Source organism: Sedimentitalea todarodis, assembly GCF_032595355.1.
GTDB classification, from domain to species: Bacteria; Pseudomonadota; Alphaproteobacteria; order Rhodobacterales; family Rhodobacteraceae; genus Sedimentitalea; species Sedimentitalea todarodis.
Genome location: NZ_JASMWN010000019.1, coordinates 63,417 through 87,474 on the forward strand (window position 1 = coordinate 63,417; position 24,058 = coordinate 87,474).

General features: G+C 60.1%; 17 protein-coding genes and 1 tRNA gene. 9 read left to right on the top strand and 9 right to left on the bottom strand.

Going from position 1 to position 24,058, the window contains the following annotated elements; translation table 11 throughout:
• Positions 1 to 36: 36 nt before the first annotated feature.
• The gene (locus QO231_RS19715) at positions 37 to 2,292 is read left to right on the top strand and encodes an NADP-dependent malic enzyme (RefSeq protein ID WP_316780454.1); all 2,256 of its coding nucleotides are present in this window, start codon (positions 37 to 39) and stop codon (positions 2,290 to 2,292) included.
• A 154-nt stretch (positions 2,293 to 2,446) separates the two neighbouring features.
• Here QO231_RS19715 and hutU read toward each other — a convergent pair whose 3' ends face one another.
• Genes hutU through hutI form a run of 4 tightly spaced genes read right to left on the bottom strand, consistent with a single transcriptional unit; the run spans position 2,447 to position 7,609 of the window.
• The gene (gene hutU, locus QO231_RS19720; protein ID WP_316780457.1) at positions 2,447 to 4,114 is read right to left on the bottom strand and encodes a urocanate hydratase; all 1,668 of its coding nucleotides are present in this window, start codon (positions 4,112 to 4,114) and stop codon (positions 2,447 to 2,449) included.
• Complete coding sequence (gene hutG / locus QO231_RS19725; RefSeq protein WP_316780460.1) at positions 4,111 to 4,911, bottom strand: N-formylglutamate deformylase; 801 nt, start codon at positions 4,909 to 4,911, stop codon at positions 4,111 to 4,113. Before hutG ends, hutU begins: the two co-directional genes overlap by 4 nt.
• The gene (gene hutH / locus QO231_RS19730) at positions 4,908 to 6,446 is read right to left on the bottom strand and encodes a histidine ammonia-lyase (protein ID WP_316780462.1); all 1,539 of its coding nucleotides are present in this window, start codon (positions 6,444 to 6,446) and stop codon (positions 4,908 to 4,910) included. Before hutH ends, hutG begins: the two co-directional genes overlap by 4 nt.
• Complete coding sequence (gene hutI / locus QO231_RS19735) at positions 6,443 to 7,609, bottom strand: imidazolonepropionase (protein WP_316780547.1); 1,167 nt, start codon at positions 7,607 to 7,609, stop codon at positions 6,443 to 6,445. The genes hutH and hutI overlap by 4 nt, the downstream gene beginning before the upstream one ends.
• Positions 7,610 to 7,748: 139 nt before the next feature.
• Here hutI and QO231_RS19740 point away from each other — a divergent pair, with 139 nt between their 5' ends.
• Together QO231_RS19740 and radC are read left to right on the top strand one after the other, a co-directional pair.
• Positions 7,749 to 9,107 (top strand): formimidoylglutamate deiminase, encoded by a 1,359-nt coding sequence (locus tag QO231_RS19740; protein WP_316780464.1) that lies wholly within the window; start codon positions 7,749 to 7,751, stop codon positions 9,105 to 9,107.
• Between the two features lie 547 nt (positions 9,108 to 9,654).
• The gene (gene radC, locus QO231_RS19745; protein ID WP_316780550.1) at positions 9,655 to 10,476 is read left to right on the top strand and encodes a RadC family protein; all 822 of its coding nucleotides are present in this window, start codon (positions 9,655 to 9,657) and stop codon (positions 10,474 to 10,476) included.
• Positions 10,477 to 10,639: 163 nt separating this feature from the next.
• On the opposite strand, the gene QO231_RS19750 is transcribed toward radC, so the two are convergent.
• Positions 10,640 to 10,725 (bottom strand) — tRNA-Leu (locus QO231_RS19750).
• A gap of 207 nt (positions 10,726 to 10,932) precedes the next feature.
• Here QO231_RS19750 and QO231_RS19755 point away from each other — a divergent pair.
• Positions 10,933 to 11,916: a complex I NDUFA9 subunit family protein gene (locus tag QO231_RS19755; protein WP_316780467.1), complete on the top strand. Its 984-nt coding sequence runs from the start codon at positions 10,933 to 10,935 to the stop codon at positions 11,914 to 11,916.
• Here QO231_RS19755 and QO231_RS19760 read toward each other — a convergent pair.
• The gene (locus QO231_RS19760; RefSeq protein ID WP_316780469.1) at positions 11,893 to 12,720 is read right to left on the bottom strand and encodes an undecaprenyl-diphosphate phosphatase; all 828 of its coding nucleotides are present in this window, start codon (positions 12,718 to 12,720) and stop codon (positions 11,893 to 11,895) included. The genes QO231_RS19755 and QO231_RS19760 overlap by 24 nt on opposite strands.
• 230 nt (positions 12,721 to 12,950) lie before the next feature.
• Between QO231_RS19760 and QO231_RS19765 the strand changes: the two genes are divergently transcribed.
• The 5 genes from QO231_RS19765 (at position 12,951) to gltB (ending at position 20,718) form a co-directional block, all read left to right on the top strand.
• Complete coding sequence (locus QO231_RS19765) at positions 12,951 to 14,390, top strand: NAD(P)-dependent oxidoreductase (protein ID WP_316780472.1); 1,440 nt, start codon at positions 12,951 to 12,953, stop codon at positions 14,388 to 14,390.
• A 218-nt stretch (positions 14,391 to 14,608) separates the two neighbouring features.
• Positions 14,609 to 15,316 (top strand): hypothetical protein, encoded by a 708-nt coding sequence (locus QO231_RS19770; RefSeq protein ID WP_316780474.1) that lies wholly within the window; start codon positions 14,609 to 14,611, stop codon positions 15,314 to 15,316.
• Positions 15,309 to 15,740, top strand: coding sequence for a GFA family protein (locus QO231_RS19775; RefSeq protein ID WP_316780477.1), 432 nt, complete (start codon positions 15,309 to 15,311; stop codon positions 15,738 to 15,740). Before QO231_RS19770 ends, QO231_RS19775 begins: the two co-directional genes overlap by 8 nt.
• Complete coding sequence (locus QO231_RS19780; RefSeq protein ID WP_316780480.1) at positions 15,737 to 16,189, top strand: GFA family protein; 453 nt, start codon at positions 15,737 to 15,739, stop codon at positions 16,187 to 16,189. Before QO231_RS19775 ends, QO231_RS19780 begins: the two co-directional genes overlap by 4 nt.
• Entirely contained in the window at positions 16,186 to 20,718 is a 4,533-nt protein-coding gene (gene gltB / locus QO231_RS19785; RefSeq protein ID WP_316780482.1) for a glutamate synthase large subunit, read from the top strand. Before QO231_RS19780 ends, gltB begins: the two co-directional genes overlap by 4 nt.
• 64 nt (positions 20,719 to 20,782) lie before the next feature.
• Here gltB and QO231_RS19790 read toward each other — a convergent pair whose 3' ends face one another.
• The 3 genes from QO231_RS19790 to QO231_RS19800 are packed head-to-tail and all read right to left on the bottom strand — an operon-like array spanning position 20,783 to position 24,044.
• The gene (locus tag QO231_RS19790) at positions 20,783 to 21,907 is read right to left on the bottom strand and encodes a Gfo/Idh/MocA family protein (protein WP_316780485.1); all 1,125 of its coding nucleotides are present in this window, start codon (positions 21,905 to 21,907) and stop codon (positions 20,783 to 20,785) included.
• A gap of 1 nt (position 21,908) precedes the next feature.
• Entirely contained in the window at positions 21,909 to 22,964 is a 1,056-nt protein-coding gene (locus tag QO231_RS19795; RefSeq protein WP_316780488.1) for a sugar phosphate isomerase/epimerase family protein, read from the bottom strand.
• 27 nt (positions 22,965 to 22,991) lie between these two features.
• A complete protein-coding gene (locus QO231_RS19800) occupies positions 22,992 to 24,044 on the bottom strand; it encodes a LacI family DNA-binding transcriptional regulator (protein ID WP_316780492.1) in 1,053 nt (350 codons plus the stop codon).
• Positions 24,045 to 24,058 lie beyond the last annotated feature (14 nt).

Genomic DNA, 24,058 nt, shown 5'->3' on the forward strand with positions numbered 1-24,058 from the left:
TATGACGCCTGAACCGCAGATAGGAGAACGCCGGTCATGGCCAAGTTGAAGTACACCCGCGATGAAGCCTTGACGTTTCATCTGGAGCCGACTCCGGGAAAGTTCGAAATACAAGCCACGGTGCCGATGAACACACAGCGGGACCTGTCGCTGGCCTATTCTCCAGGCGTTGCCATCCCATGCGAAGAAATCGCGGCGAACCCGGAAACCGCCTATGACTACACCAACAAGGGCAACCTCGTGGCGGTGATTTCCAACGGCACCGCCGTTCTGGGTTTGGGCAATCTGGGCGCGCTGGGGTCGAAACCGGTGATGGAGGGCAAGGCCGTCCTGTTCAAGCGGTTTGCCGATGTGAACAGCATCGATATCGAACTGGACACCGAGGACGTCGCCGATTTCTGCAAGGCTGTCAGGCTGATGGCACCGACTTTCGGTGGCATCAACCTGGAAGATATCAAGGCTCCGGATTGTTTCATCATCGAACAACAGCTCAAGGAAGAGCTGGATATTCCGGTCTTTCACGATGATCAGCACGGCACCGCCGTTATTTGCGCGGCCGGCCTGATCAACGCGCTGCATTTGTCGAACAAGAAGATTGAAGAGGTCAGGATCGTGCTGAACGGCGCGGGCGCTGCGGGGATCGCCTGTCTTGAATTGCTCAAGTCGATGGGCGCGCGGCATGACAACTGTATCATGTGCGACACCAAGGGTGTGATCTGGCAGGGTCGGACCGAGGGCATGAATCAGTGGAAATCCGGTCACGCCGTCAAGACCGAAGCGCGCACCCTCGAAGATGCGATGAAGGGGGCGGATGTCTTTCTGGGCGTCAGCGTCAAGGGAGCCGTGACGCAGGAAATGGTGGCGTCAATGGCCGACAATCCGGTGATCTTTGCGATGGCGAACCCTGATCCCGAGATCACGCCGGAAGAAGCACACGAAGTGCGCGTCGATGCCATCATCGCGACCGGGCGCAGTGACTATCCCAATCAGGTGAATAACGTTCTGGGCTTTCCCTACCTGTTCCGGGGCGCGCTGGATATCCACGCGCGCGCGATCAATGACGAGATGAAGATTGCCTGTGCCCATGCGCTGGCACAGCTTGCGCGCGAGGATGTGCCGGACGAAGTGGCGCTGGCCTATGGTGAAAACCTGACGTTCGGGCGCGACTACATCATCCCCACACCGTTTGATCCGCGTCTGATCCACCGTATTCCGCCTGCGGTGGCGCGCGCCGGAATGGATACCGGTGCCGCGCGGCGCCCGATCATCGACATGGAGGCCTATGAACTCACGCTCAAGGCCCGGATGGATCCGACCGCCAGTATTCTGCGCGGTCTGAATGCGCGGGCACGCGCCGCCAAGGCGCGGATGATCTTTGCCGAGGGCGATGATCCGCGCGTCTTGCGCGCGGCGGTGACATACCAGCGGTCCGGTTTGGGCAAGGCGCTGGTGGTAGGACGCCCTGACGAGGTCAAGGCCCTGCTGGATTCCGTGGGACTCGAGGATGCAGCCCGCGAGTTGGAAGTGGTGAATGCCGCCAACACCCAACATCTGGATACCTACAAGGAATTTCTCTACGAGCGATTGCAGCGCAAGGGATTTGACAGACAGGATATTCACCGGCTCGCCGCGCGCGACCGGCATGTGTTTTCGGCCCTGATGCTGGCTCATGGCCATGGAGACGGGCTGGTTACGGGCGCAACGCGGAAGTCGGCGCATGTACTGGATCGCATCAATCATGTTTTTGATGCCGATCCTGCGCATGGGGTGGCCGGTGTGACGGCACTGTTGCAAAAGGGGCGGATTGTTCTGATTGCCGATACGCTGGTGCAGGAATGGCCCGATGCCGAAGACCTCGCGACGATCGCGGAGCGCGCCGCAGATGTGGCCCGGCACATGGGGCTTGAACCCCGCGTGGCCTTCGTAAGCTTTTCGACCTTTGGCTATCCGGTGTCCGAGCGCGCGGAAAAGATGCATCAGGCACCCGGCGTCCTCGAAGCGCGCGGCGTCGATTTCGAGTTTGAGGGTGAAATGACCGTGGACGTCGCCCTGACTGCGAAATCGCAGGCCGCCTATCCGTTTTCCCGTCTGACCGGGCCGGCCAATATTCTTGTGGTGCCCGCGCGGCATTCGGCGAGCATTTCGGTCAAACTGATGCAGGAAATGGGTGGCGCGACCGTGATCGGGCCGATCCTGTCCGGTCTGGACAAGCCCATTCAGATTTGTTCGTCGGTCTCCACCGCGAATGACATTCTGAACATGGCCGTTCTGGCGTCCTGCAAGATCGGATGAGGTAGCTCGTTGCCGTCGCCCCGATCACGGGGCGACGGCAAGGCAAAAGCGTTCCGCGTTAAACCTGAATCACCTAACGCTGCCTGAAATCATAGATTTCAACGCGTTAGGTGACACCAGATGATCCACGTCAAACGCGAAACGCTCCAGGCAGTTACAGAATTCCCGGCAGGTTCAGCCCGTTTTTCCGCGCACAATCCACCGCGATGTCGTATCCCGCATCCGCATGGCGCATGACCCCGGTTGCGGGATCGTTCCATAGAACCCGCGCTATGCGCCGGTCCGCGTCCTCGGAGCCGTCACAGCAGATGACCATGCCGGAATGCTGCGAAAAGCCCATGCCGACGCCTCCGCCGTGATGCAGGCTGACCCATGTTGCGCCCGACGCGGTATTCAGCAGCGCGTTCAGCAACGGCCAGTCCGACACGGCGTCCGATCCGTCCTTCATCGCTTCGGTTTCGCGGTTTGGCGAGGCAACCGACCCTGAATCAAGATGGTCACGACCGATCACGATGGGCGCGGACAGCTCGCCAGTGCGGACCATCTCGTTGAACGCCAGGCCCAGCTTGTGACGCACGCCCAATCCGACCCAGCAGATACGGGCGGGCAGGCCCTGAAACGCGATACGTTCGCGCGCCATGTCCAGCCAGTTGTGCAGATGACTGTCCTCCGCAAGGATTTCCTTCACCTTGGCGTCGGTCTTGTAGATATCCTCGGGATCGCCGGACAGGGCCGCCCAGCGGAACGGGCCGATGCCACGGCAGAACAGCGGGCGGATATAGGCCGGTACGAAGCCGGGGAAGTCAAAGGCGTTTTCCAACCCTTCTTCCAGCGCCATCTGGCGAATGTTGTTGCCATAGTCGACGGTGGGGATGCCTGCGGCATGGAAATCGACCATCGCCTTGACCTGCACTTTCATCGACGCACGCGCGGCCCTTTCGACGGCCTTCGGATCGCTTTCACGCTTTTGCCGCCATTCGCCCATGGTCCAGCCCTGCGGCAGATAGCCGTTGATCGGGTCATGTGCCGACGTCTGGTCGGTCACGATATCGGGCCGTACACCGCGTTTGACCAGTTCGGGATACACATCCGCCGCGTTTCCCAGCAGGGCGACGGATTTCGCCTCGCCCGCCTTGGTCCAGCGTTCGATCATCTCCAGCGCGTCATCAAGGTTATCAGTCTTCTCGTCGACATAGCGGGTGCGCAGGCGGAAATCGATGGAATCCGGGTTGCACTCGACGGCCAGACAGCAGGCCCCGGCCATGACAGCGGCGAGCGGCTGTGCGCCACCCATACCGCCAAGCCCACCTGTCAGGATCCATTTGCCGCTGAGGCCGCCGTTATAGTGCTGGCGGCCGGCCTCGACAAAGGTTTCGTAGGTGCCCTGCACGATGCCTTGCGAGCCGATGTAGATCCATGACCCTGCGGTCATTTGGCCGTACATTGCCAGGCCCTTTTTATCCAACTCGTTGAAGTGATCCCAGTTTGCCCAGTGGGGCACGAGATTTGAGTTGGCGATGAGAACGCGGGGCGCATCCTTGTGGGTCTTGAACACCCCGACCGGCTTGCCGGACTGCACCAACAGTGTCTCATCCTCTTCAAGGTTCTGAAGGCTGGCGACGATCTTGTCGAAATCCTCCCATGTACGCGCGGCGCGCCCGATACCGCCATAAACCACGAGTTCATGCGGGTTCTCGGCCACATCCGGGTGCAGGTTGTTCATCAACATCCGCATGGGGGCTTCGGTGAGCCAGCTTTTGGCTGTAATATCCGACCCGGTGGCGGGATAGATGTCACGGGTATTCTTGCGGGGATCGCTCATGATGCGCCTTTCAAGGTCGGGGCCAGGGCGGCCAGTTTCGTCAAGATGGTCTTGAGGTGAACGCGCAGGCGCGCTGCCTTGCCTTCGTCATAGGACCAAGGCGCGGTTTCCTGTGCCAGATAGGTGGATTGCGCCAATTCCATCTGAATCGCGTGAATCCCGGATTGCGGCTGACCGTAGTGCCGCGTTGTCCAGCCGCCCTTGAACCGCCCGTTCAGGATGCGGGTGTAGCCGGTCGCCTGTGCGCAGATTTCCCACGTTGCCGCTTCGATACGTCGATCACAGGTTGTTCCCGAATTGGTGCCGATGTTGAAATCGGGCAGGGTGCCGTCAAACAGGAACGGGATATCGCCCCTGATCGAGTGGCAATCATAAAGGATCGCCACGCCATGCCGTTTGCGTACCCGCGACAATTCCGCAGTCAGGGCCGCGTGATAGGGGGCATGAAAGGCTGCTCGCCGGTCTTCGATCTCGGCCTCACTCGGGGGTGTTTCCCAGATGTCGTGCCCATCGAAATCGGTCAGCGGAACCAGCCCGGTGGTGTTCTGACCGGGATAAAGGCTTGCGCCACTCGGATCGCGGTTGGCGTCGATGACATAGCGGTGAAAGGCGGCACGCACGGTTGTGGCACCCGGCAGCAGGCTGTCATAGAGACGGTCGATATGCCAATCGGTATCGGTGAGCCCAAGACCCCGCGCATTCAGTCGCGCCTTGATATCGTCGGGCACATGGGTGCCGGTGTGAGGCAGCCCCAGAACGATCGGGCCATCGCCCTGCGCAACGTCTACTGGTGTCATGTGGACAACTCCGGCAAATCAATGGCGGCGCTTGATAGGACATCTCCGTTCCGGATCAGCGTCGCGGCCAGTTCCAGATCGGGGGCAAGATAGCGGTCCTGATCCATTGTCCTGACCGAATTGCGCAGGCTTTCCAGCACGCGGGTCAAAGGCGCGCTGGTGGTCAAAGGCGCGCGGAATTCGATGCCCTGCGCCGCGCACAAAAGTTCGACGCCCAGAATCCGTTCAAGGTTTGCAACCATTCTGTCCAGACGCACCGCGCCATGGGCGGCCATGCTGACATGGTCCTCCTGATTGGCGCTTGTTGGTGTGCTGTCGGTGACACAGGGATTGGCCAGATGCTTGTTCTCGCTCATCAACGCCGCCGTGGTCACCTCGGCAATCATGTAGCCGGAATTGAGGCCCGGATTCGGCGTCAGGAAGGGCGGCAGATCATGGCTGAGCACCGGATCGACGATGAGAGCGATGCGGCGCTGGGCGATTGCCCCGATCTCGGCAACGGCCAGTGCGATCATGTCTGCGGCAAATCCAACGGGTTCGGCATGAAAATTTCCGCCTGACACAATCAGATCGGCGCCGACCAGCACCAGTGGATTGTCCGTCGCGGCATTTGCTTCGATCTCAAGTGTGCGCGAGGCCATGCGCAGCACGTCCATTGCGGCCCCGGTGACCTGTGGTTGACAGCGGATACAGTAGGGATCCTGCACCCGCGTATCGTCCTCCCGGTGGCTTTCGCGAATGACCGATCCTTCGAGAAGATCGCGCATGCAATCGGCGGCTTCGATCTGGCCCGCATGACCGCGCAGGGCGTGGATTTCCGGCTGCAACGGTGCGGTGGACCCCATGATCGCGTCGGTCGAGAGCGCCGAAGTTACCAACGCGCTGTTCATCGCCCGCCACGCGCCGAACAGACCCGCCAGGGCAAAGGCCGTGCTGAACTGCGTTCCGTTGATCAGCGCCAGCCCTTCCTTGGCACCCAGCGCGACGGGGGCAAGACCCGCCCGTTTCAGCGCTTCGGCACCGGGCAGCGTGACGCCCTCATATTCCGCTTCTGCATGGCCCATCATCACCGCGGCCATATGTGCCAGCGGCGCAAGATCACCGGAGGCACCGACGGAACCCTGTACCGGGATGACCGGCGTGACATCCTTGGCCAGCATGTCTTCGATCAGGGTCACCAACTCCATCCTGACACCCGAGGCACCGCGCCCCAGGCTCAGCAGCTTCAGGGCCATCATCAGGCGGGCGTGGTTGCGCGGGATCGGATCTCCGACGCCGCAACAATGGGACAGGATCAGGTTGCGTTGCAACGCCGCCGTATCTTTCGCCTCGATCTTGACGCTGGCCAGTTTTCCAAACCCGGTGTTGACGCCGTAGACTGCGGCATTGCCGTTGGCTGCCGCTTCAATTCGAGACTGCGCCTGGATCATCGCGGGGTGACAGGATGGGTCCAGTCTGACCGCCGCACCATCACGAAAGACGACCTCCAGATCGGCAAGGGTGACCGCTCCGGGGGTCAGTGTAAGTGTGATCATTCTGGGGCTCCGACAATCCGCTTGTGAAGGGGGTTGTAACCGATGCGATAGGCAAGCTCGGCAGGGTGTTTGACGTCCCAGACCGCCAGGTCCGCCCGCTTTCCGCTCTCGATGATCCCCTGATCCGTCAAACCCAAGGCGTGCGCCGCGTTGCACGTGATGCCGCGCAGGGCCTCTTCGGGGGTCATGCGCAACAGGGTGCAGCCCATATTCACGGTCAGTAGCAGCGAGTTTAGCGGCGACGAGCCGGGGTTGATATCGGTTGCAAGCGCCATGCGCACCCCGTGCTTGCGAAACGCTGCGATTGGCGGTGCCTGAGTTTCGCGCAGGGTGTAAAACGCACCCGGCAGAATCACGGCGACGGTTCCGGCATCGGCCATCGCCTTGACGCCATCTTCGTCGAGGTATTCCAGGTGGTCCGCGGAAAGCGCGCCATAGCTGGCCGCCAGCTTTGCGCCGCCCAGATCGGACAGCTGTTCTGCATGCAGTTTGACTGGCAGGCCCAACGTCTTTGCGACATCGAAGACCCGCGCAATTTGGTCCGGCGAAAAGGCGATGCCCTCACAAAAGCCGTCAACGGCATCCACCAGCCCCTCGGCATGGGCGGCGCGCAGGGTTGGGATGCAAATCTCGTCAATATAGGCGTCCTCGCGGCCCTTGTATTCGGCAGGCGTAGCGTGGGCTGCGAGGAATGACGTGCGCACCGTGATATCGCGGTCTTTGCCAACGGCACGCGCGACGCGCAGCATTCGCAGTTCGGTTTCACGGTCAAGACCATAGCCGGATTTGATTTCGATCGCTGTCACGCCCTCACCGATCAACACATCCACACGACGCAGCGCCATTGTCAGCAGTTCACCCTCGGACGCGGCACGGGTTGCGGTAACAGTCGATACGATGCCGCCACCGGCGCGGGCGACCTCTTCATAGGAGGCACCGTTCAGGCGCATTTCAAATTCGACCGCGCGGTCGCCGCCATGAACGATATGGGTGTGGCAATCGATCAAACCCGGAGTCACCAGTCGGCCCGCCAGTGAAGTCTTGGCACCAGTGGAAAATTCATCGGGCAGTGCGCTGCGCGGGCCAACCCACTCAATCCGCCCGTCAGCCAACACGATCGCCGCGTCGTCGATCATTCCGTAGGGCACGTCAGTTCGCGCCATGGTTGCCACACGCAGATCGATCAGAATTTCTTTGGAATCGGTCACGAAAAATCCAATCCTTGTATGAATCTGCTTTTTTCTTAGCCAAAGTTGATTTATATGTCTATACATAACTTGAATAAAGGTGGTTTTGGAAAGAATGATACACGCACGTCACGCATTGCTTTCCTCGGGATGGGAACGAGATGTTCGCGTCGCCATGCGCGATGGCATCATCACCACGATCGAGTGCGATGTCGCGCCGGCGAGCAGCGATGTCCGGGTCGATACATTGTTGCCGGCGCTCGGAAACCTGCACAGCCATACGTTTCAGCGCGCCATGGCCGGGATGACCGAATTCCGAAAGGCAGGGCGTGACAGTTTCTGGACATGGCGCGACCTGATGTATCGCTTCATGGATCGCCTGACTCCTGAACAGATCGAGGCGATTGCAGCGCTGGTCTTTGTCGAAATGCAAGAGGCTGGTTACGCCTCGGTCGGCGAATTTCACTATGTGCACCATCAGACCGGTGGATCTCGGTATGACAATCTGGCCGAACTATCGCATCGGATCTTTGCCGCAGCCTCGACCACCGGCATCGGGCTGACCCATCTGCCGGTATTGTACACCTATGGCGGAGCAGGTCAGGCGGCATTGGCCGACGGCCAGTTGCGGTTCGGCAATGGCGTGGAGGCCTATCTGACACTGGTGGAAGCGGCCCTCGAAGGGCTAACGAATCTTCTCCCTGACGCAAGGATCGGCATCGCGCCGCATTCCCTGCGGGCCACGGCGCCGGATGACCTCCGAGCCGTTCTGAGCGCCCATCCCGACGGCCCGGTCCACATCCATATCGCCGAGCAGCCAAAAGAGGTGACAGATATCAAGGCCTGGCTCGGCCAGCGGCCGGTCGATTGGCTGCTGAGCCACGCCAACGTGAACGACAGCTGGTGCCTGATCCACGCCACGCATATGACCGATGATGAAACGCGCGCCATGGCGGGGTCGGGGGCGGTGGCCGGGTTGTGCCCGATCACCGAGGCCAATCTGGGTGACGGCCCATTCAATGGCGCGATCCATCTCATGGCGAACGGCGCGTTTGGCGTCGGATCGGACTCAAATGTCAATATCTCATTGACCGAAGAGCTGCGCACGCTGGAGTATTCCCAGCGCCTGCGAGATCTGGCGAGAAATGTGATGGTCGTCGGCGAAGGATCGGTGGGCCATACACTCTATACAGGGGCGGCGCAGGGCGGCGCACAGGCACTGGGCAGGAATGGCGGTGAGATCGCGGTGGACCGGCTTGCGGATCTGGTCGCCATCGACAGCACGGACCCCGCCCTTTGCGCGCTGTCGCGAGAACAGATCCTAGATGGGCTGGTATTTGCGGCCAAGGACAGGGTTGTAACTGATCTGTGGTCCGCCGGACGCCATTGCGTCACGGGCGGGCGGCATATCGCGCGGGAAGACGTCGTTTCCACCTATCGCGCTGCAATTACTGACCTGCTGGCTTCGCTCTAGCGCGGCGCCGATAGCCGCAATTCGCTCGCATCTTTGCCGTCTTGTGCCGCGCGCAATTGGAAAATCGTTTGCCCAGGACCCCCATCGTATGATCTCCGAGATGGTTCGATCTGATCTCCGGGGACTGAGCACAAAGGTGAGCTTTCTGGAGTGCGCCATTGGGGCCGGACAGTTCGCCATGAAGGTATCGACCGGGTCGTGGTTCTGTAGGGGACAGCCTCGTGATCAAGAAACGCCGCCGAAGAGGAATTGCGTCCTGAACTCGGACTACGGATTGCAGTGCCGATATCGTCAAGTAGCCCCCGTTAAACTGGTGTTAACCGCGATCGGAACAGCATGGTCGCCGTACGACAATTCAGGGCGGCGCGACGACGGAGTGATTTGACCTCACGTTGGAGATCGCTCCAATCAGACCGGGTGCAAGCAAGTGACAAATTGGATAATCAGCCAGTTTTCAAGGCAGGCGAATAATCGTGCGGTGAACGAGCGACCTGGCGCGGATCAGAAGCACGGACATCCGCCGGCGACCGGGTTTTCCGAAAATGCAATGCGCGGGCTTGCTGATCTTGATGCCCGCATACCGCCACCGGACGCCATAACCCAACCGGCATTTTCACCGTCGTACAAGGCCAGAGGACGCCTGTCGGCAGACGCGTCCGCCGGGGGCGGATTGGTGACGGATCAGCATGGAAACAAGCGGCCGCATTACTGGGGGCACCGCGAAAGGTTGCGGACCCGGTTTCTGACCGGCGGTCACAAGCCCATGCCTGAATACGAGATACTTGAACTCCTGCTGTTCAATGCGATTGAGCGTATTGATGTCAAACCTCTCGCCAAGCGCCTGCTTTCGGCCTTTGGGGATTTGAATGGCGTTGTCGCCGCCTCCAAACACCGGCTCTTGCAGGTCGAGGGCGCAACGGACAGGGTTTACCTACAGTTGCGAATTGCCGAAGCCTTTGCACACCGCATGGCGCGCGCGAAGGTGTTGGAGCGCGACGTCCTCACCTCTTGGGACGACCTGATAGACTATTGCCGAACGTCGATGGCACATCGCGAAACCGAGCAGTTCCGCATCCTGTTCCTCGACCGCAAGAACACGATAATTGCAGATGAAGAGCAGGCGACCGGAACGGTCGACCATGTGCCGGTCTACCCAAGAGAGATCGTCAAGCGTGCCCTGGAACTGAACGCGGGTGCCCTCATTCTGGTCCACAATCACCCCTCGGGCGACCCCACGCCAAGTCGGGAAGACATTCAGATGACACAGAAAATCGACGCCGCGTGCAAAACGATCGGCGTCGCCATCCACGACCATGTCGTTATCGGCAAGGAGGAAGAGTATTCCTTCCGTGCCTCTGGATTGCTCTGATCCGCTTGCTGGTAGACAGGCACCATCCCGGCAGATACAATGCTGGAAGAGTCTCGGCTGGTCCAGTGACGACCCTGGCGCATTTCCAGAATGGCGTGGATACGGGCCCCAAGGCAGCGAGTCAATTTCAACGATATGAAAAACATGATGATTTTCGGTATGGTGGTGCCCAGGAGAGGACTCGAACCTCCACGTCCTTGCGAACACTAGCACCTGAAGCTAGCGCGTCTACCATTCCGCCACCTGGGCAGGTGTCGTGAGGGGACCCTTTAAGTGGCACAGAGGGGGGTGTCAAACGGAAATTGCGAAAATCAAAAGCCTCCTCCATGAACGCCCGAGAGTGTCATCAAAACCGGCTTTGATCCCGGTCTACAAGTTGCGCGGCGTTTTTGCGGCTTGTTTGGCCGGGTTAGGGGCGGTAGATCGGATGAGACCCAACCTATAGGGAGCGCTGTCATGTCCAAACTGGTCACAATCTATGGCGGATCCGGATTTGTGGGGCGTTATATCGCGCGCCACCTTGCGCAAGAGGGCTGGCGCGTTCGCGTCGCGGTGCGGCGTCCGAATGAAGCAATGTTCGTGCGCCCCTATGGCGTAGTCGGGCAGGTCGAGCCAGTGCTGTGCAACGTACGAGACGATGGTTCGGTGGCCGCGGTGATGCAGGGTGCAGACGCAGTTGTGAACTGTGTCGGGATATTGAACGAATCCGGCAAGAACAAATTTGACGCAATCCAAGCCGAGGGCGCCGAACGCATCGCCCGCATCGCGGCAGGGCAAGGTATCGATCGCATGGTGCATCTCTCTGCCATCGGGGCGGATGCAGAGTCGGACAGTAACTACAGCCGGACCAAAGCGTTGGGCGAGGCCGCCGTTGTGAAACATATGCCGCAAGCCGTGATCCTGCGGCCTTCGGTTGTTTTCGGAACTGAGGACCAGTTCTTCAACCGCTTTGCCGGAATGACACGGCTGGGTCCGATCCTTCCGATCGCGGCCGGCGAAACGCGGTTTCAGCCGGTCTATGTCGATGACATCGCCAAGGCAGCCGTCAAGGCCGTGAACGGTGACGCTGCGCCGGGGGTCTATGAATTGGGCGGACCAGAGGTCAAGACCATGCGCGAACTGATTGCACAGATGCTAAAGGTCATCAGCCGTCGTCGCGTCGTGGTGAACATGCCATTCTGGATCGCGGGGATCATGGCGTTCAGTTTTGATATGCTTCAGGCCGCATCGTTCGGCCTGATCGGCAACGGTGTGCTGACACGCGATCAGCTTCGCAATCTTCGGCGCGACAATGTCGTCGCGGATGATGCCAGGGGTTTTGAGGACCTGGACATTTCGCCGATTGCGATGGAGTCGGTCCTGCCTGACTATCTGTGGCGGTTCCGGCCTTCCGGCCAGTATGACGCGCTTCAGAAATCAGCCAGCAATCTGCGGACCTGATCCACTGTAGGCATAGATCAGCAACGCGATCCCCAGAACGATCCGATAGATCACGTAGGGCGTAAAGCTGATGCTGCGCAACAATCGCATCATGAGTGTCAGTGCCAGCAGTGCCGCGACAAAGGCGAGCGATGCGGCGATGGCCCCGTCGCGCATCGCGGAGGTGTCGGCATCCAGTGCGGCATCGGCCCCCAACAGGATGCCCGATGCCGCAATTGTCGGGATCGACATCAGCATGGCAAGCCGGGCCGCATCTTCGCGGGTATAACCGAGACGGCGCGCTCCGGTGATGGTGATGCCGGATCTCGAGGTTCCGGGGATGAGGGAAATGGCTTGCCACAGCCCCATGATCAACGCGTCTTTCAAGGGCCAATCGGAAGCGGTCCTGTCCTGAGGTCCTGTCTGGTCGGCCCAGTAGAGAACGATGCCAAAGATCAACATGGTCCAGCCAATCACGGTGACCGAACGAAGCGTGTCGCTCAGCCCGGTGAAATGCAGGATGGCTCCGACAAGGATGACCGGGATTGTGGCGATGATCAGGCCGAGGGCAAGCGCGGCACCGGGGGTGTCGACTCTGCCGACCAATAGGCGCGGCAAACCGAGAAGCCCGACCTTGACGTCGCTCCAGAAGTAAACCACCACCGCACCGAGCGTACCGACATGTACGGCGACGTCGATCAGCTGGCCCTGATCGTTCATACCGGTCAGACCGGGCAAGAGAATCAGGTGACCAGAGGACGAAACCGGTAGAAATTCGGTCAGACCCTGAATCAGAGCCACAAGGAAAAGTTGAAGCAGGGGCATGTTTGCGTTTGACCAGAGGTTTGATGCGTCGTGTCGACAGGTATAAGTGCTTTATAATAATAAGAAAGATCAATTATAGGTCCGGATTGCTGCCCAATACTGGCGCGCGATGTGCTATTTGTTGCGAAAACACTGTCGAAACAGGTTATTTAGGTCAGCAGTCGTGACTTTTAATCATTCTGGATATCGCTTAGAGACAATCCTGACCAAGATATCATGGAGATCTCGCTGTGGCAAAGCAACCAATGCTGAAATTCGTTCAGATCGATCGGGACATGCCGGAAAAGCGTGATGCGGGCACGCGCCGTGAGGATTTCCAAGAGATCTATGCCGAATATGCGGATGCAAAGGCCAAGGAGCAGTCAAGCCGGTGCAGTCAGTGTGGCGTGCCCTATTGTCAGAGCCATTGTCCATTGCACAACAACATCCCCGACTGGTTGCGCCTGACGGCGGAAGGCCGGTTGCAAGAGGCCTACGAGGTGAGCCAGGCGACCAACACGTTCCCGGAAATCTGCGGCCGTATCTGCCCGCAAGACAGGCTGTGCGAGGGCAATTGCGTGATCGAGCAGTCCGGACACGGCACAGTGACGATCGGTGCCGTCGAAAAATACATCACGGATACGGCATGGGAACAGGGCTGGATACAGCCCATTTCACCGGAAAACGAACGGCCAGAGAGCGTTGGGATCATTGGGGGTGGTCCGGGTGGGTTGGCTGCGGCGGACGTGCTGCGGCGGGCCGGTGTCCAGGTGACGATCTATGACCGTCATGACCGTGCCGGCGGGCTGCTGACCTATGGAATTCCGGGTTTCAAGCTTGAGAAAGACGTGGTGATGCGCCGGAACGAGCAGCTCGCGCAGGGCGGCGTGACGTTTCGATTGGGCTGTACCGTCGGCGAGGAAATCTCTTTCGAAGAGATCCGGGCCGCGCATGACGCCGTCATCATTGCTACGGGTGTTTACAAATCCCGTGACCTGGCGATGCCGGGAAGTGGATTGCAGGGTATCGAAAAGGCAATTGATTTCCTGACGGCGAGCAACCGAAAGAGCTTTGGTGACACGGTTGAGGACTTTGACTCCGGCAAGCTGAATGCAGAAGGCAAACGCGTGGTTGTGATCGGTGGCGGCGACACCGCTATGGACTGTGTGCGCACCAGCATCCGGCAGGGCGCCACAAGCGTCAAATGCCTGTACCGCCGGGATCGGGCCAACATGCCGGGCAGCCAGCGCGAAGTGGCCAATGCAGAAGAAGAAGGCGTCATATTCGAGTGGCTCAGTGCACCCAAAGGGTTTGTCGGTGATGATGGCGTGACGGGCGTGATGGTCCAGAAAATGCGTCTCGGAGCACCTGACGCAAGCGGTCGGCAATCGCCGGAAGTCATTGAAGATGCGGATTATGTCGAGGATGCGGAACTTGTGATCAAGGCCCTTGGCTTTGAGCCCGAAGACCTGCCGGCCTTGTGGGAGCAGCCGGAACTGGCAGTCACCCGCTGGGGCACGATCCGGGCGGAATTCACTACCGGCGAGACCGCCATGGACGGCGTCTATGCCGTTGGGGACATCGTGCGCGGCGCATCCCTGGTGGTTTGGGCCATTCGCGACGGGCGCGACTGCGCCAAGGCCATTCTCACGCGCCTGAATTCGAGCGCAGCGGCGATCGCGGCGGAGTGACTTGGGGAATTTCCGCAGGGTAACGGGTGCTATCATGATATGAGAGCCTCCGGACTTGTCGGATCGAAGTGTTTTTCGGGATAGAGTTGCGAGTTGACGTGTTCTTGGGAACGGAAGGGATGCGCTCTGCCTGACGCAAAACCGGGCACCCGAAGGCAAGCATCAAGCGCCAGCGCCGCTGACACACCTGACACACAGGTCAACAGAAGGTCGAGACCGTGAACACCAGATGGGGCAAGAAAACACACGATGCGGCGGAGCGTCTGGCCTGCGCCGTACTCTGTGCTGTTGCCCTTTTGGGAGTCGGCACCGCCTGCGCCCAGGTCGCGGTACCGGCGGATTGCAAGGCCATCGCGACGGTTCTGAAAACCTCCTGCTATGCGACGACGCTTTTTGACTGCGGGGAATCGCGCGAGGCGCACACCTATCACGAAGGCAAGCTGCAGGTTGTTCATGCATTCACGCCCGCGTGGGAACTGACGGAATTTCGGCAACCCGGCTTCAGCGGGATGAAAATGTCGGCGGTTCCGGGTACCGTAGCCAATACCAATATCGCGGCCCTGTTGGAAGCCGGGTGGTCTCAGGAGACGGGGCAATTTACACTGAGCACCCGGATGATCGAAAATCGTCCGTATGTCCTGACGGGGCGCATCGAGTTGACCGAAGAAACCGTTGCGCTTGGCGGCATCGAGTTTCGAAAAGCGCGGATGTTTCGTGTTTTCGAAACCGATATCGGAACCGGCGGTATGGAGTTTGAGATCGACATCTACCTATCGCCCGAACGGGATATCCTGTTCGAAGCGGACTGGTCGCGCAGCGTCTTTGGCAGCAACCAGGAGCATTTCGCCCAGACTCCGTTTCATCTGGCCTGGCCCGGTCAACCGGGGTTCCTGTCAACGAAATCGGGGGGGAAATGCAATGGCTGATCTGAATGGCCGCTGCATGTGCGGAGCGGTGACGGTTCGCGCCACAGCAGACAAGCCGATCCTGCGGGCCTGTCATTGCGACATGTGCCGCAGATGGGGCAGCAGCATGTTCATGTCGCTGCCGACCGATCCGGAATCGGTCGAAGTTGAGGGGCCGGTCCGGATCTTTCGGTCGTCCGACTGGGCCGAGCGCGCGTTCTGCGAAACATGCGGGTCGTCACTCTGGTACATGGCGCTTGAAGATCAGGTCCGGCAACTGGCCGCTGGGCTGTTTGACGATGCAGCTGGCAATACACTGAAACTGGAAATTTTCGCCGACAGGACACCAAAGGGCTATGCGTTCAGCGGCGAGCACCGTCGCCTGAGCGAAGCCGAATGTCTGGACCTGTTTGCACCAAAGGACAAAGCGGGGGACAAAGCATGAGCACGTCTACGACTGGCGGCTGTCTGTGCGGCGCAGTGCGGTACAGCCTGAAACAGACGCCGGATCATATCGGCGCCTGTCATTGCGCCATGTGCCGGAAATTCAGCGGTGGGATCGAATTGGGGCTGGATGTGCCTCTTGACGGGGTTGTCTGGGAGGGAGAGGACTCGATCCGGATCTACAATTCCAGTGAATGGGCGGAGCGCGGCTTCTGCGGAACCTGCGGATCAAGCCTGTTCTACCGGATATTGCCCGGCGATATCCTGCCAGATGGCATGATGAGCCTGTCGGCAGGATCGCTGGACGATCTCGGTGATCTGTCATTGACGCAAGAAGTCTATATCGACTGCAAGCCGGATGGCTATGCCTTTGCGGGCAGTCGCAAGCAACTGACCGAACAAGACGTGCTCGATTCGGTATCGGCCTTAGAAGAAGGAAACACTCCATGACCAAATACGATGAAAACTGGGCCCGAGACGAAGCGGCAAAGCGCAAGTGGATGGCCGAGAACGGATTGTATTCCGAGAGCGATGAGCATTCTTCCTGTGGCGTTGGTCTCGTCGTGTCGATCGACGGTTCAAAGAGCCGCCGGGTGGTGGAATCGGGGATCAAGGCGCTCAAGGCAATCTGGCACCGCGGGGCCGTCGATGCGGATGGCAAGACCGGCGATGGCGCGGGCATCCATGTGCAGATCCCTGTGCCGTTCTTTTACGACCAGATCGAACGTACCGGACACGAACCGCATCACGACAAGCTGATCGCGGTCGGACAGGTGTTCTTGCCCCGTACCGATTTTGGAGCGCAGGAAAAATGCCGGACCATCGTGGAAACCGAGATTCTGCGCATGGGCTATTACATCTATGGCTGGCGACATGTGCCGGTGGATGTGACCTGCCTCGGAGAAAAGGCGAACGCGACGCGGCCCGAGATCGAGCAGATCATCCTGTCCAACATCAAGGGAGTCGACGAAGAAACCTTCGAACGCGAGCTTTATGTGATCCGGCGGCGGATTGAAAAAGCGGCCGCGACGGCGGGGATCAGCGATCTCTACCTCGCATCGCTGTCCTGCCGGTCGATCATCTACAAGGGCATGATGCTGGCCGAACAGGTGGCAGAGTTCTATCCCGACCTGATGGACGAGCGATTCGAGAGCGCGTTTGCGATCTATCACCAGCGCTATTCGACCAACACCTTTCCGCAGTGGTGGCTGGCACAGCCGTTTCGGATGCTGGCCCATAACGGCGAGATCAACACGCTGAAGGGCAACATGAACTGGATGCGGAGCCATGAGATCCGCATGGCGAGTTCGGCGTTTGGCGACATGGCCGAGGATATCAAGCCGATCATCGCAAATGGCTCGTCGGATTCCGCTGCGCTGGATTCTGTGTTCGAGGTGCTGGTGCGCGCCGGGCGGTCTGCGCCCATGGCCAAGACCATGCTGGTGCCCGAGAGTTGGTCCAAGCAGGCGGTCGAACTGCCGCAGGCCTGGTGCGATATGTACTCGTATTGCAACAGCGTGATGGAGCCCTGGGACGGTCCTGCCGCCTTGGCGATGACCGATGGGCGCTGGGTCTGCGCCGGACTGGACCGGAACGGGCTGCGTCCAATGCGGTACGTGGTGACCGGTGACGGGCTGGTGATTGCCGGCTCCGAAGCGGGCATGGTGCCGATTGACGAGGCAGCGGTGCGCGAAAAAGGCGCGCTGGGACCGGGGCAATTGCTCGCCGTGGATATGAAGAAGGGCAAGCTCTATCGCGACAGGCAGATCAAGGACAAACTGTCGCAAGCCCTGCCGTTTGGCGAATGGGTCGGCAAGATCAACGATGCAGACGCGGCGCTGTTGGGCGAGCAGGAGGCGCCGATGTTCGAGGGAGCCGAACTGCGCAAACGTCAGATCGCGGCAGGGTATTCGGTGGAGGAGCTTGAACAAATCCTGTCGCCAATGGCCGAAGATGGCAAGGAAGCGCTCGCCAGCATGGGCGATGACACCCCAAGCGCGGTTCTGTCCAAGCAGTACCGCCCACTGAGCCATTTCTTTCGCCAGAACTTCAGCCAGGTCACCAACCCGCCGATCGACTCGCTGCGCGAGTACCGGGTTATGAGCCTCAAGACACGGTTCGGCAATCTCAAGAACGTGTTGGACGAAGACAGCAGCCAGACCGAGATCGTGGTTCTGGAGAGCCCATTTATCGGCAACTCCCAATGGAGCAAGCTGATCGAACAGTTCAACGCGCCCTTTGTCGAGATCGATTGTTCATTCGAGGCGGGACAAGGCGCCCTGAATGCCGGTTTGCACCGGATCCGATCCGAAGCCGAGGACGCCGTGCGGTCTGGTGCCGGGCATATCGTGCTGACGGATCAATTCTCTGGTCCGGGCAAGGTGGCGATGCCGATGATCCTTGCCACCAGTGCGGTGCACAGCCATCTCACTCGCAACGGGCTGCGGACATTCTGTTCGCTGAACGTGCGCAGTGCCGAGTGTATCGATCCGCATTATTTCGCGGTGCTGATCGGTTGTGGCGCGACGGTGGTCAACGCCTATCTGGCCGAGGATTCTCTGGCCGACCGGCTGCGGCGCGGGCTGCTTGACGGCACGCTGACCGAGGCGGTTGCCCGCTATCGCGAGGCGATTGACCAGGGCTTGCTGAAAATCATGGCCAAGATGGGCATCTCGGTCATCTCGTCTTATCGTGGCGGGTTGAACTTCGAGGCCGTCGGATTGTCGCGCGCCATGTGTGCCGAGTATTTCCCCGGCATGATCAGTCGGATTTCAGGCATCGGCATCCACGGGATTCAGCACAAGGCCGAAGAGGTGCACGCCCAGGGCTGGACATCCGGTCAGGACGTGTTGCCCATCGGCGGTTTCTACAAGGCGCGCAAATCCGGCGAGAGCCATGCCTGGGAAGCGTCGACCATGCACATGCTGCAGATGGCGTGCAACAAGGCGTCTTTCGAGCTGTGGAAACAGTATTCGGCGCGGATGCGGAGCAACCCTCCGATCCATCTGCGTGACCTGCTGGACATCAAGCCTCTGAGCAAGCCGGTGCCGATCGAAGAGGTGGAAAGCATCACCTCGATCCGCAAGCGGTTCGTGACGCCGGGCATGTCCTTGGGTGCGTTGAGTCCCGAGGCGCACAAGACGCTCAATGTCGCGATGAACCGGATCGGCGCCAAATCCGATTCAGGCGAAGGCGGCGAGGATCCGGCGCATTTTGTACCCGAGCCCAATGGCGACAACCCGTCGGCCAAGATCAAGCAGGTGGCGTCAGGTCGTTTTGGCGTCACGGCGGAGTACCTCAATCAGTGCGAAGAGCTGGAAATCAAGGTGGCGCAGGGGGCCAAGCCCGGCGAAGGCGGGCAGTTGCCGGGCATGAAAGTCACGGACCTGATCGCGCGTCTGCGGCATTCGACCAAGGGTGTGACATTGATCAGCCCGCCGCCGCACCACGATATCTATAGCATCGAGGATCTGGCGCAATTGATCTATGATCTCAAGCAGATCAACCCCCGCTGCAAGGTGACGGTGAAGCTGGTGGCGAGTTCCGGTGTCGGGACGATTGCCGCCGGTGTGGCCAAGGCCAAGGCGGATGTGATCCTGATTTCGGGCCACAACGGCGGCACCGGGGCCAGCCCGGCGACCAGCATCAAGTATGCCGGCCTGCCGTGGGAAATGGGGCTGACCGAGGCGCATCAGGTGCTGGCGATGAACAAGCTGCGCGAGCGGGTGACGTTGCGCACCGATGGGGGCCTTCGCACCGGACGCGACATCGTGATCGCGGCAATGCTGGGGGCCGAGGAATACGGTATCGGCACCGCCGCGCTGATCGCTATGGGCTGTATCATGGTACGCCAGTGCCAGTCCAACACCTGCCCGGTGGGTGTGTGTACGCAGGACGAGGCGTTACGCGACAAGTTCACCGGATCGGCGGACAAGGTGGTAAACCTGATCACCTTCTACGCACAGGAAGTGCGGGAGTTGCTGGCCAGCATCGGCGCGCGGTCGCTGGATGACGTTATCGGTCGGGCCGATCTGTTGAGCCAGGTCAGCCGGGGCAATGCGCATCTGGATGATCTGGATCTCAACCCGCTGTTGATCACCGTCGATGGCGCGTCCGAGATTGTCTATGACCGTGACAAGGAGCGCAACCCCGTGCCCGATACGCTGGACGCTGAGATCGTGCGCGATGCGGCGCGGTTCCTGCGCGACGGCGAAAAGATGCAGCTGTCCTATGCGATCCAGAACACCCACCGCACCGTGGGCACCCGCACCAGCAGCCATATCGTGCGCAATTTCGGCATGCGTAACGCGTTCCAGTCCGATCACCTGACGGTCAAATTGCAGGGGTCCGCGGGCCAATCGCTGGGGGCGTTTGCCGCGCCGGGGCTCAAGCTCGAAGTTTCGGGTGATGCCAATGACTATGTCGGCAAAGGTCTGTCCGGAGGCACGATTGTTGTGCGGCCTCCACAAGTGAGCCAGTTGCCGGCGGATGAGAACACGATCATCGGCAACACCGTCCTTTATGGTGCGACCGACGGCTACCTGTTCGCGGCGGGTCGTGCAGGTGAACGGTTTGCCGTGCGCAACAGCGGCGCCAAGGTGGTCATCGAAGGCTGTGGTTCCAACGGGTGTGAATACATGACCGGCGGAATCGCGGTGATCCTCGGCACGATTGGCGCGAATTTCGGGGCCGGGATGACCGGCGGCATGGCCTATCTCTACGATCCGGATGGCGCGGCGGGAACGCTGATGAACAAGGAAACGCTGGTGACCTGTCCGGTGACCGTGCCGCATTGGGAAACCCAGCTGGAAGAACTGATCGAGCGTCATGCGGCAGAAACCGGAAGCCGCAAGGCCGCCGATATCCTGCAGCATTGGGATATCGAGAAATCGCATTTCATGCAGGTTTGCCCGAAAGAGATGCTGAAACATCTGCCCGCGCCGCTGACCATGGAAGCAACCGCAATGCCCGCAGAATAGGTTGCGCGCCTGAACATGAAATCGGCGCCGAACGCGAGTCCGGCGCCGTTTTTTCAGGGGGTCTCTACAGGGATACCCAAGCCGCATTGCGCGCCGAAGATCGGACGCAGGCATCAACGAATTGCACGCCACGCAATCCGTCCTGAACGGTTGGATAGACCACGTCAGGGCCGGGCTCCTTGCCTTCGCGCCGTGCGGTGATGGCCTCTGCGGCTTCGCTGTAGATATTGGCAAAACCCTCGAGATAGCCTTCGGGGTGGCCGGGGGGGACGCGGCTGAGACGCGCGGCGGCATCCCCTGCGCCGGCCCCATTGCGAGTGATCAGCTGCTTGGGTTGACCGAACGGCGTGAACCACAGGTAATTGGGATCTTCCTGCGCCCACTCCAGCCCGCCCTTGTCGCCATAGACGCGGATCTTCAGCGCGTTTTCGTTCCCGGGCGCAACCTGGCTGGACCAGAGCATGCCCTTGGCCCCACCTTTGAAACGCAGCATGACATGGGCGTTGTCATCGACCTGCCGCCCGGCGACAAAGGCGTCGAGATCGGCGGCCAGGCTATCGGGCTCCAACCCGGTGACGAAACAGGCGAGATTGAAGGCGTGCGTGCCAATATCTCCGGTTGAGCCGCCAGCACCCGAGCGCGCCGGATCAGTGCGCCACTCGGCCTGTTTGAAGTCCTGTTCAACGGTCAGCCAGTCTTGCGGGTATTCGGCCTGTACCACACGGACATTCCCGATATCCCCCGCCTCGATCATCGCACGGGCCTGCCGTATCATCGGATAACCGGTGTAATTATGCGTCAGAATGAACAGCGCATCCGAAGCTTCCGCCGCTTTCACCAGCCTTTTTGCATCGGCCAGCGTCGAGGTCAGGGGTTTGTCGCAAATCACGTGAATGCCGCGTTTCAAGAATTCGCGGGCGGCGGCGTAATGCACGTGATTGGGGGTGACGATGGAAACGGCTTCGATCCCGTTTTTCAGGCGCGCCTCGCGGATCGCCATCTGTTTGAAGTCATCATAGACACGTGGAAGGTTCAGCGCCTCGCCCGAGGCGCGGGATTTTTCCGGCGTCGACGACAGCGCCCCCGCGACCAACTCAAACCGATCGTCAATGCGCGATGCGATGCGGTGAACGGCGCCGATAAAAGCGTCGTTGCCGCCGCCCACCATACCCAATCTGATCCGTGCCATATCACGAAATCCCCAGCATCTTGCGGTTGGCGGCGTCATCGGTGCCGCCATCTGCAAAGTCGTCAAAGGCGCGTTCCGTGACCCGGATGATGTGATCGCTGACGAATGCCGCACCTTCGCGCGCACCGTCCTCGGGATGTTTCAGGCAGCACTCCCATTCGACAACGGCCCATCCGTCAAAATCATTGGCGGCCATTTTTGAAAAGATCGCGGCGAAATCGACCTGCCCGTCACCAAGGCTGCGGAAGCGCCCCGCACGATTGACCCAGGGCTGATAGCCGGAATAGACGCCCTGACGCCCTGTCGGGTTGAATTCGGCATCCTTGACGTGGAACATCTTGATCCGGTCTTTGTAGATGTCGATGTTGTCGAGGTAGTCCAGACACTGCAGCACGTAGTGGGACGGATCATACAGCATGTTGCAACGCGCGTGATTGTCTACACGTTCAAGGAACATCTCGAATGTCACGCCGTCGTGCAGGTCTTCGCCGGGATGAATTTCATAACAGACGTCGACACCATTATCCTCGGCATGGTCCAAAATCGGCCGCCAGCGGCGGGCAAGTTCGTCAAACGCCGTTTCGATCAGCCCGGCGGGGCGTTGCGGCCATGGATAGATGTAGGGCCAGGCCAGCGCACCCGAGAATGTCACGTGTTTGTCGATGCCCATGTTGGCCGAGGCGGTGATGGCCATTCTCACCTGATCGACTGCCCATTTCTGGCGGGCCGCCGGATTGCCGTGAACGCTTGGATCGGCAAAACCGTCAAAGGCCGCGTCATAGGCCGGATGCACTGCCACCAACTGACCTTGCAGGTGGGTTGACAGATCGGTGACTTCGATGCCGTTCTCGGCGGCCTGACCCTTGAAGTCGTCGCAATAGGTCTTGCTGTCCGCCGCCTGCGCTAGGTCAAAGAGCCTCGCATCCCAGCTGGGCACCTGCACGCCCCTGTAGCCGCAATCGGCAGCCCATTTCGTAATCGCATCCCACGAGTTGAACGGGGCGTCGTCGCCCGCGAACTGCGCCAGAAAAAGCGCCGGTCCCTTGATGGTTTTCATGTCTGATCCTCCCAAATCTGCGCCGCGTCAGTGCGGCATGTTTTCCTTTAGATAGATGTCGATGCGGATGCGTTCCTGCGCAAGGTTGATTGGAATGTTGTCGCTGTTGGCGCGCATGATGCGCACGGCGCTGCGTACGAGGTGACCGCAGTCCTGGCTGATCACGGCATCAAAATCCCCGGCTCTTAGCGCCGCGCGTGACAGCGGCGTGAGCTCGTGGGCGATGACCACTGGGCGGCGTGCCGGTTTCCACGAGCGAAACGCGCGCAAAAGACCTTCGTTGCCGGCGGCAGAAGAATAGATGCCGATCACGTCGGGGCTGCTGTCAATCGCCTGCGGCACCAGTTTTTCAATCAGGTCCGGGTCGTCGCGGCCTTCGAGTGAGGCGAGCACCTGCAGGTTGGGAAAGTCGCGGGCCATGACCTCGTCAAAGCCAAGTCTGCGTTCCAGATGATCGCGCGCCAGCATCGAGCCGGTCAGAACCGCGATCTTGCCCCGCGTATCGCCAAGAAACCGCCCCAGAAGCTGCGCCGCCGTGCGTCCCGCGGCGACGTTGTCGAGACCGACATAGTAGTCCCGCTCTGAACTGGGGACATCGGAAACCAGCGATACCACCGTCACGCCGTTGGCTTTGAGATGGGCAATGGAATCGCGCACCGACGGGGTTTCCGGGCCAAAGATGGCGACGCCATCGACCTGCGAGGCATCGATTGCCTTGATCGCTTCGGCCAGCGCCACCGGATCAAACGCCGTAACACGCGTACAGGACAGTTTGGTGCGTTCGTGGCGCATACGCCTGTTCAACTGCTCGATCTGCGCCTCGAGCATGACAAGGAATTCGTTGCTGTTGGAGGGCAGGATGAAGGTAAAATTGTAGACACGCCCCCGTGCGAGATTGGCCGCCGCCGTATCGCGAACATAGCCCAGATCGGCAATTGCCTTGTTGACCTTTTGCACTGTGCTTTCGCGCACGCCCGGGCGCGCGTTCAGAACACGATCAACGGTCGCGAGGCTGACCTCGGCGACACGGGCAATGTCGTTGATCGTCGGGTTTGCAAGGTGGTGTGTTGCGGACTTCATGGGTTCTTTTTTGT

Excerpts from the sequence above, each read along its gene's own strand:
- QO231_RS19715 (WP_316780454.1), top strand. The coding sequence starts at position 37 with ATGGCCAAGTTGAAGTACACCCGCGATGAAGCCTTGACGTTTCATCTG.
- hutU (WP_316780457.1), bottom strand. The coding sequence starts at position 4,114 with ATGAGCGATCCCCGCAAGAATACCCGTGACATCTATCCCGCCACCGGG.
- hutG (WP_316780460.1), bottom strand. The coding sequence starts at position 4,911 with ATGACACCAGTAGACGTTGCGCAGGGCGATGGCCCGATCGTTCTGGGG.
- hutH (WP_316780462.1), bottom strand. The coding sequence starts at position 6,446 with ATGATCACACTTACACTGACCCCCGGAGCGGTCACCCTTGCCGATCTG.
- hutI (WP_316780547.1), bottom strand. The coding sequence starts at position 7,609 with ATGGCGCGAACTGACGTGCCCTACGGAATGATCGACGACGCGGCGATC.
- QO231_RS19740 (WP_316780464.1), top strand. The coding sequence starts at position 7,749 with ATGATACACGCACGTCACGCATTGCTTTCCTCGGGATGGGAACGAGAT.
- radC (WP_316780550.1), top strand. The coding sequence starts at position 9,655 with ATGCGCGGGCTTGCTGATCTTGATGCCCGCATACCGCCACCGGACGCC.
- QO231_RS19755 (WP_316780467.1), top strand. The coding sequence starts at position 10,933 with ATGTCCAAACTGGTCACAATCTATGGCGGATCCGGATTTGTGGGGCGT.
- QO231_RS19760 (WP_316780469.1), bottom strand. The coding sequence starts at position 12,720 with ATGCCCCTGCTTCAACTTTTCCTTGTGGCTCTGATTCAGGGTCTGACC.
- QO231_RS19775 (WP_316780477.1), top strand. The coding sequence starts at position 15,309 with ATGGCTGATCTGAATGGCCGCTGCATGTGCGGAGCGGTGACGGTTCGC.
- QO231_RS19780 (WP_316780480.1), top strand. The coding sequence starts at position 15,737 with ATGAGCACGTCTACGACTGGCGGCTGTCTGTGCGGCGCAGTGCGGTAC.
- gltB (WP_316780482.1), top strand. The coding sequence starts at position 16,186 with ATGACCAAATACGATGAAAACTGGGCCCGAGACGAAGCGGCAAAGCGC.
- QO231_RS19790 (WP_316780485.1), bottom strand. The coding sequence starts at position 21,907 with ATGGCACGGATCAGATTGGGTATGGTGGGCGGCGGCAACGACGCTTTT.
- QO231_RS19795 (WP_316780488.1), bottom strand. The coding sequence starts at position 22,964 with ATGAAAACCATCAAGGGACCGGCGCTTTTTCTGGCGCAGTTCGCGGGC.
- QO231_RS19800 (WP_316780492.1), bottom strand. The coding sequence starts at position 24,044 with ATGAAGTCCGCAACACACCACCTTGCAAACCCGACGATCAACGACATT.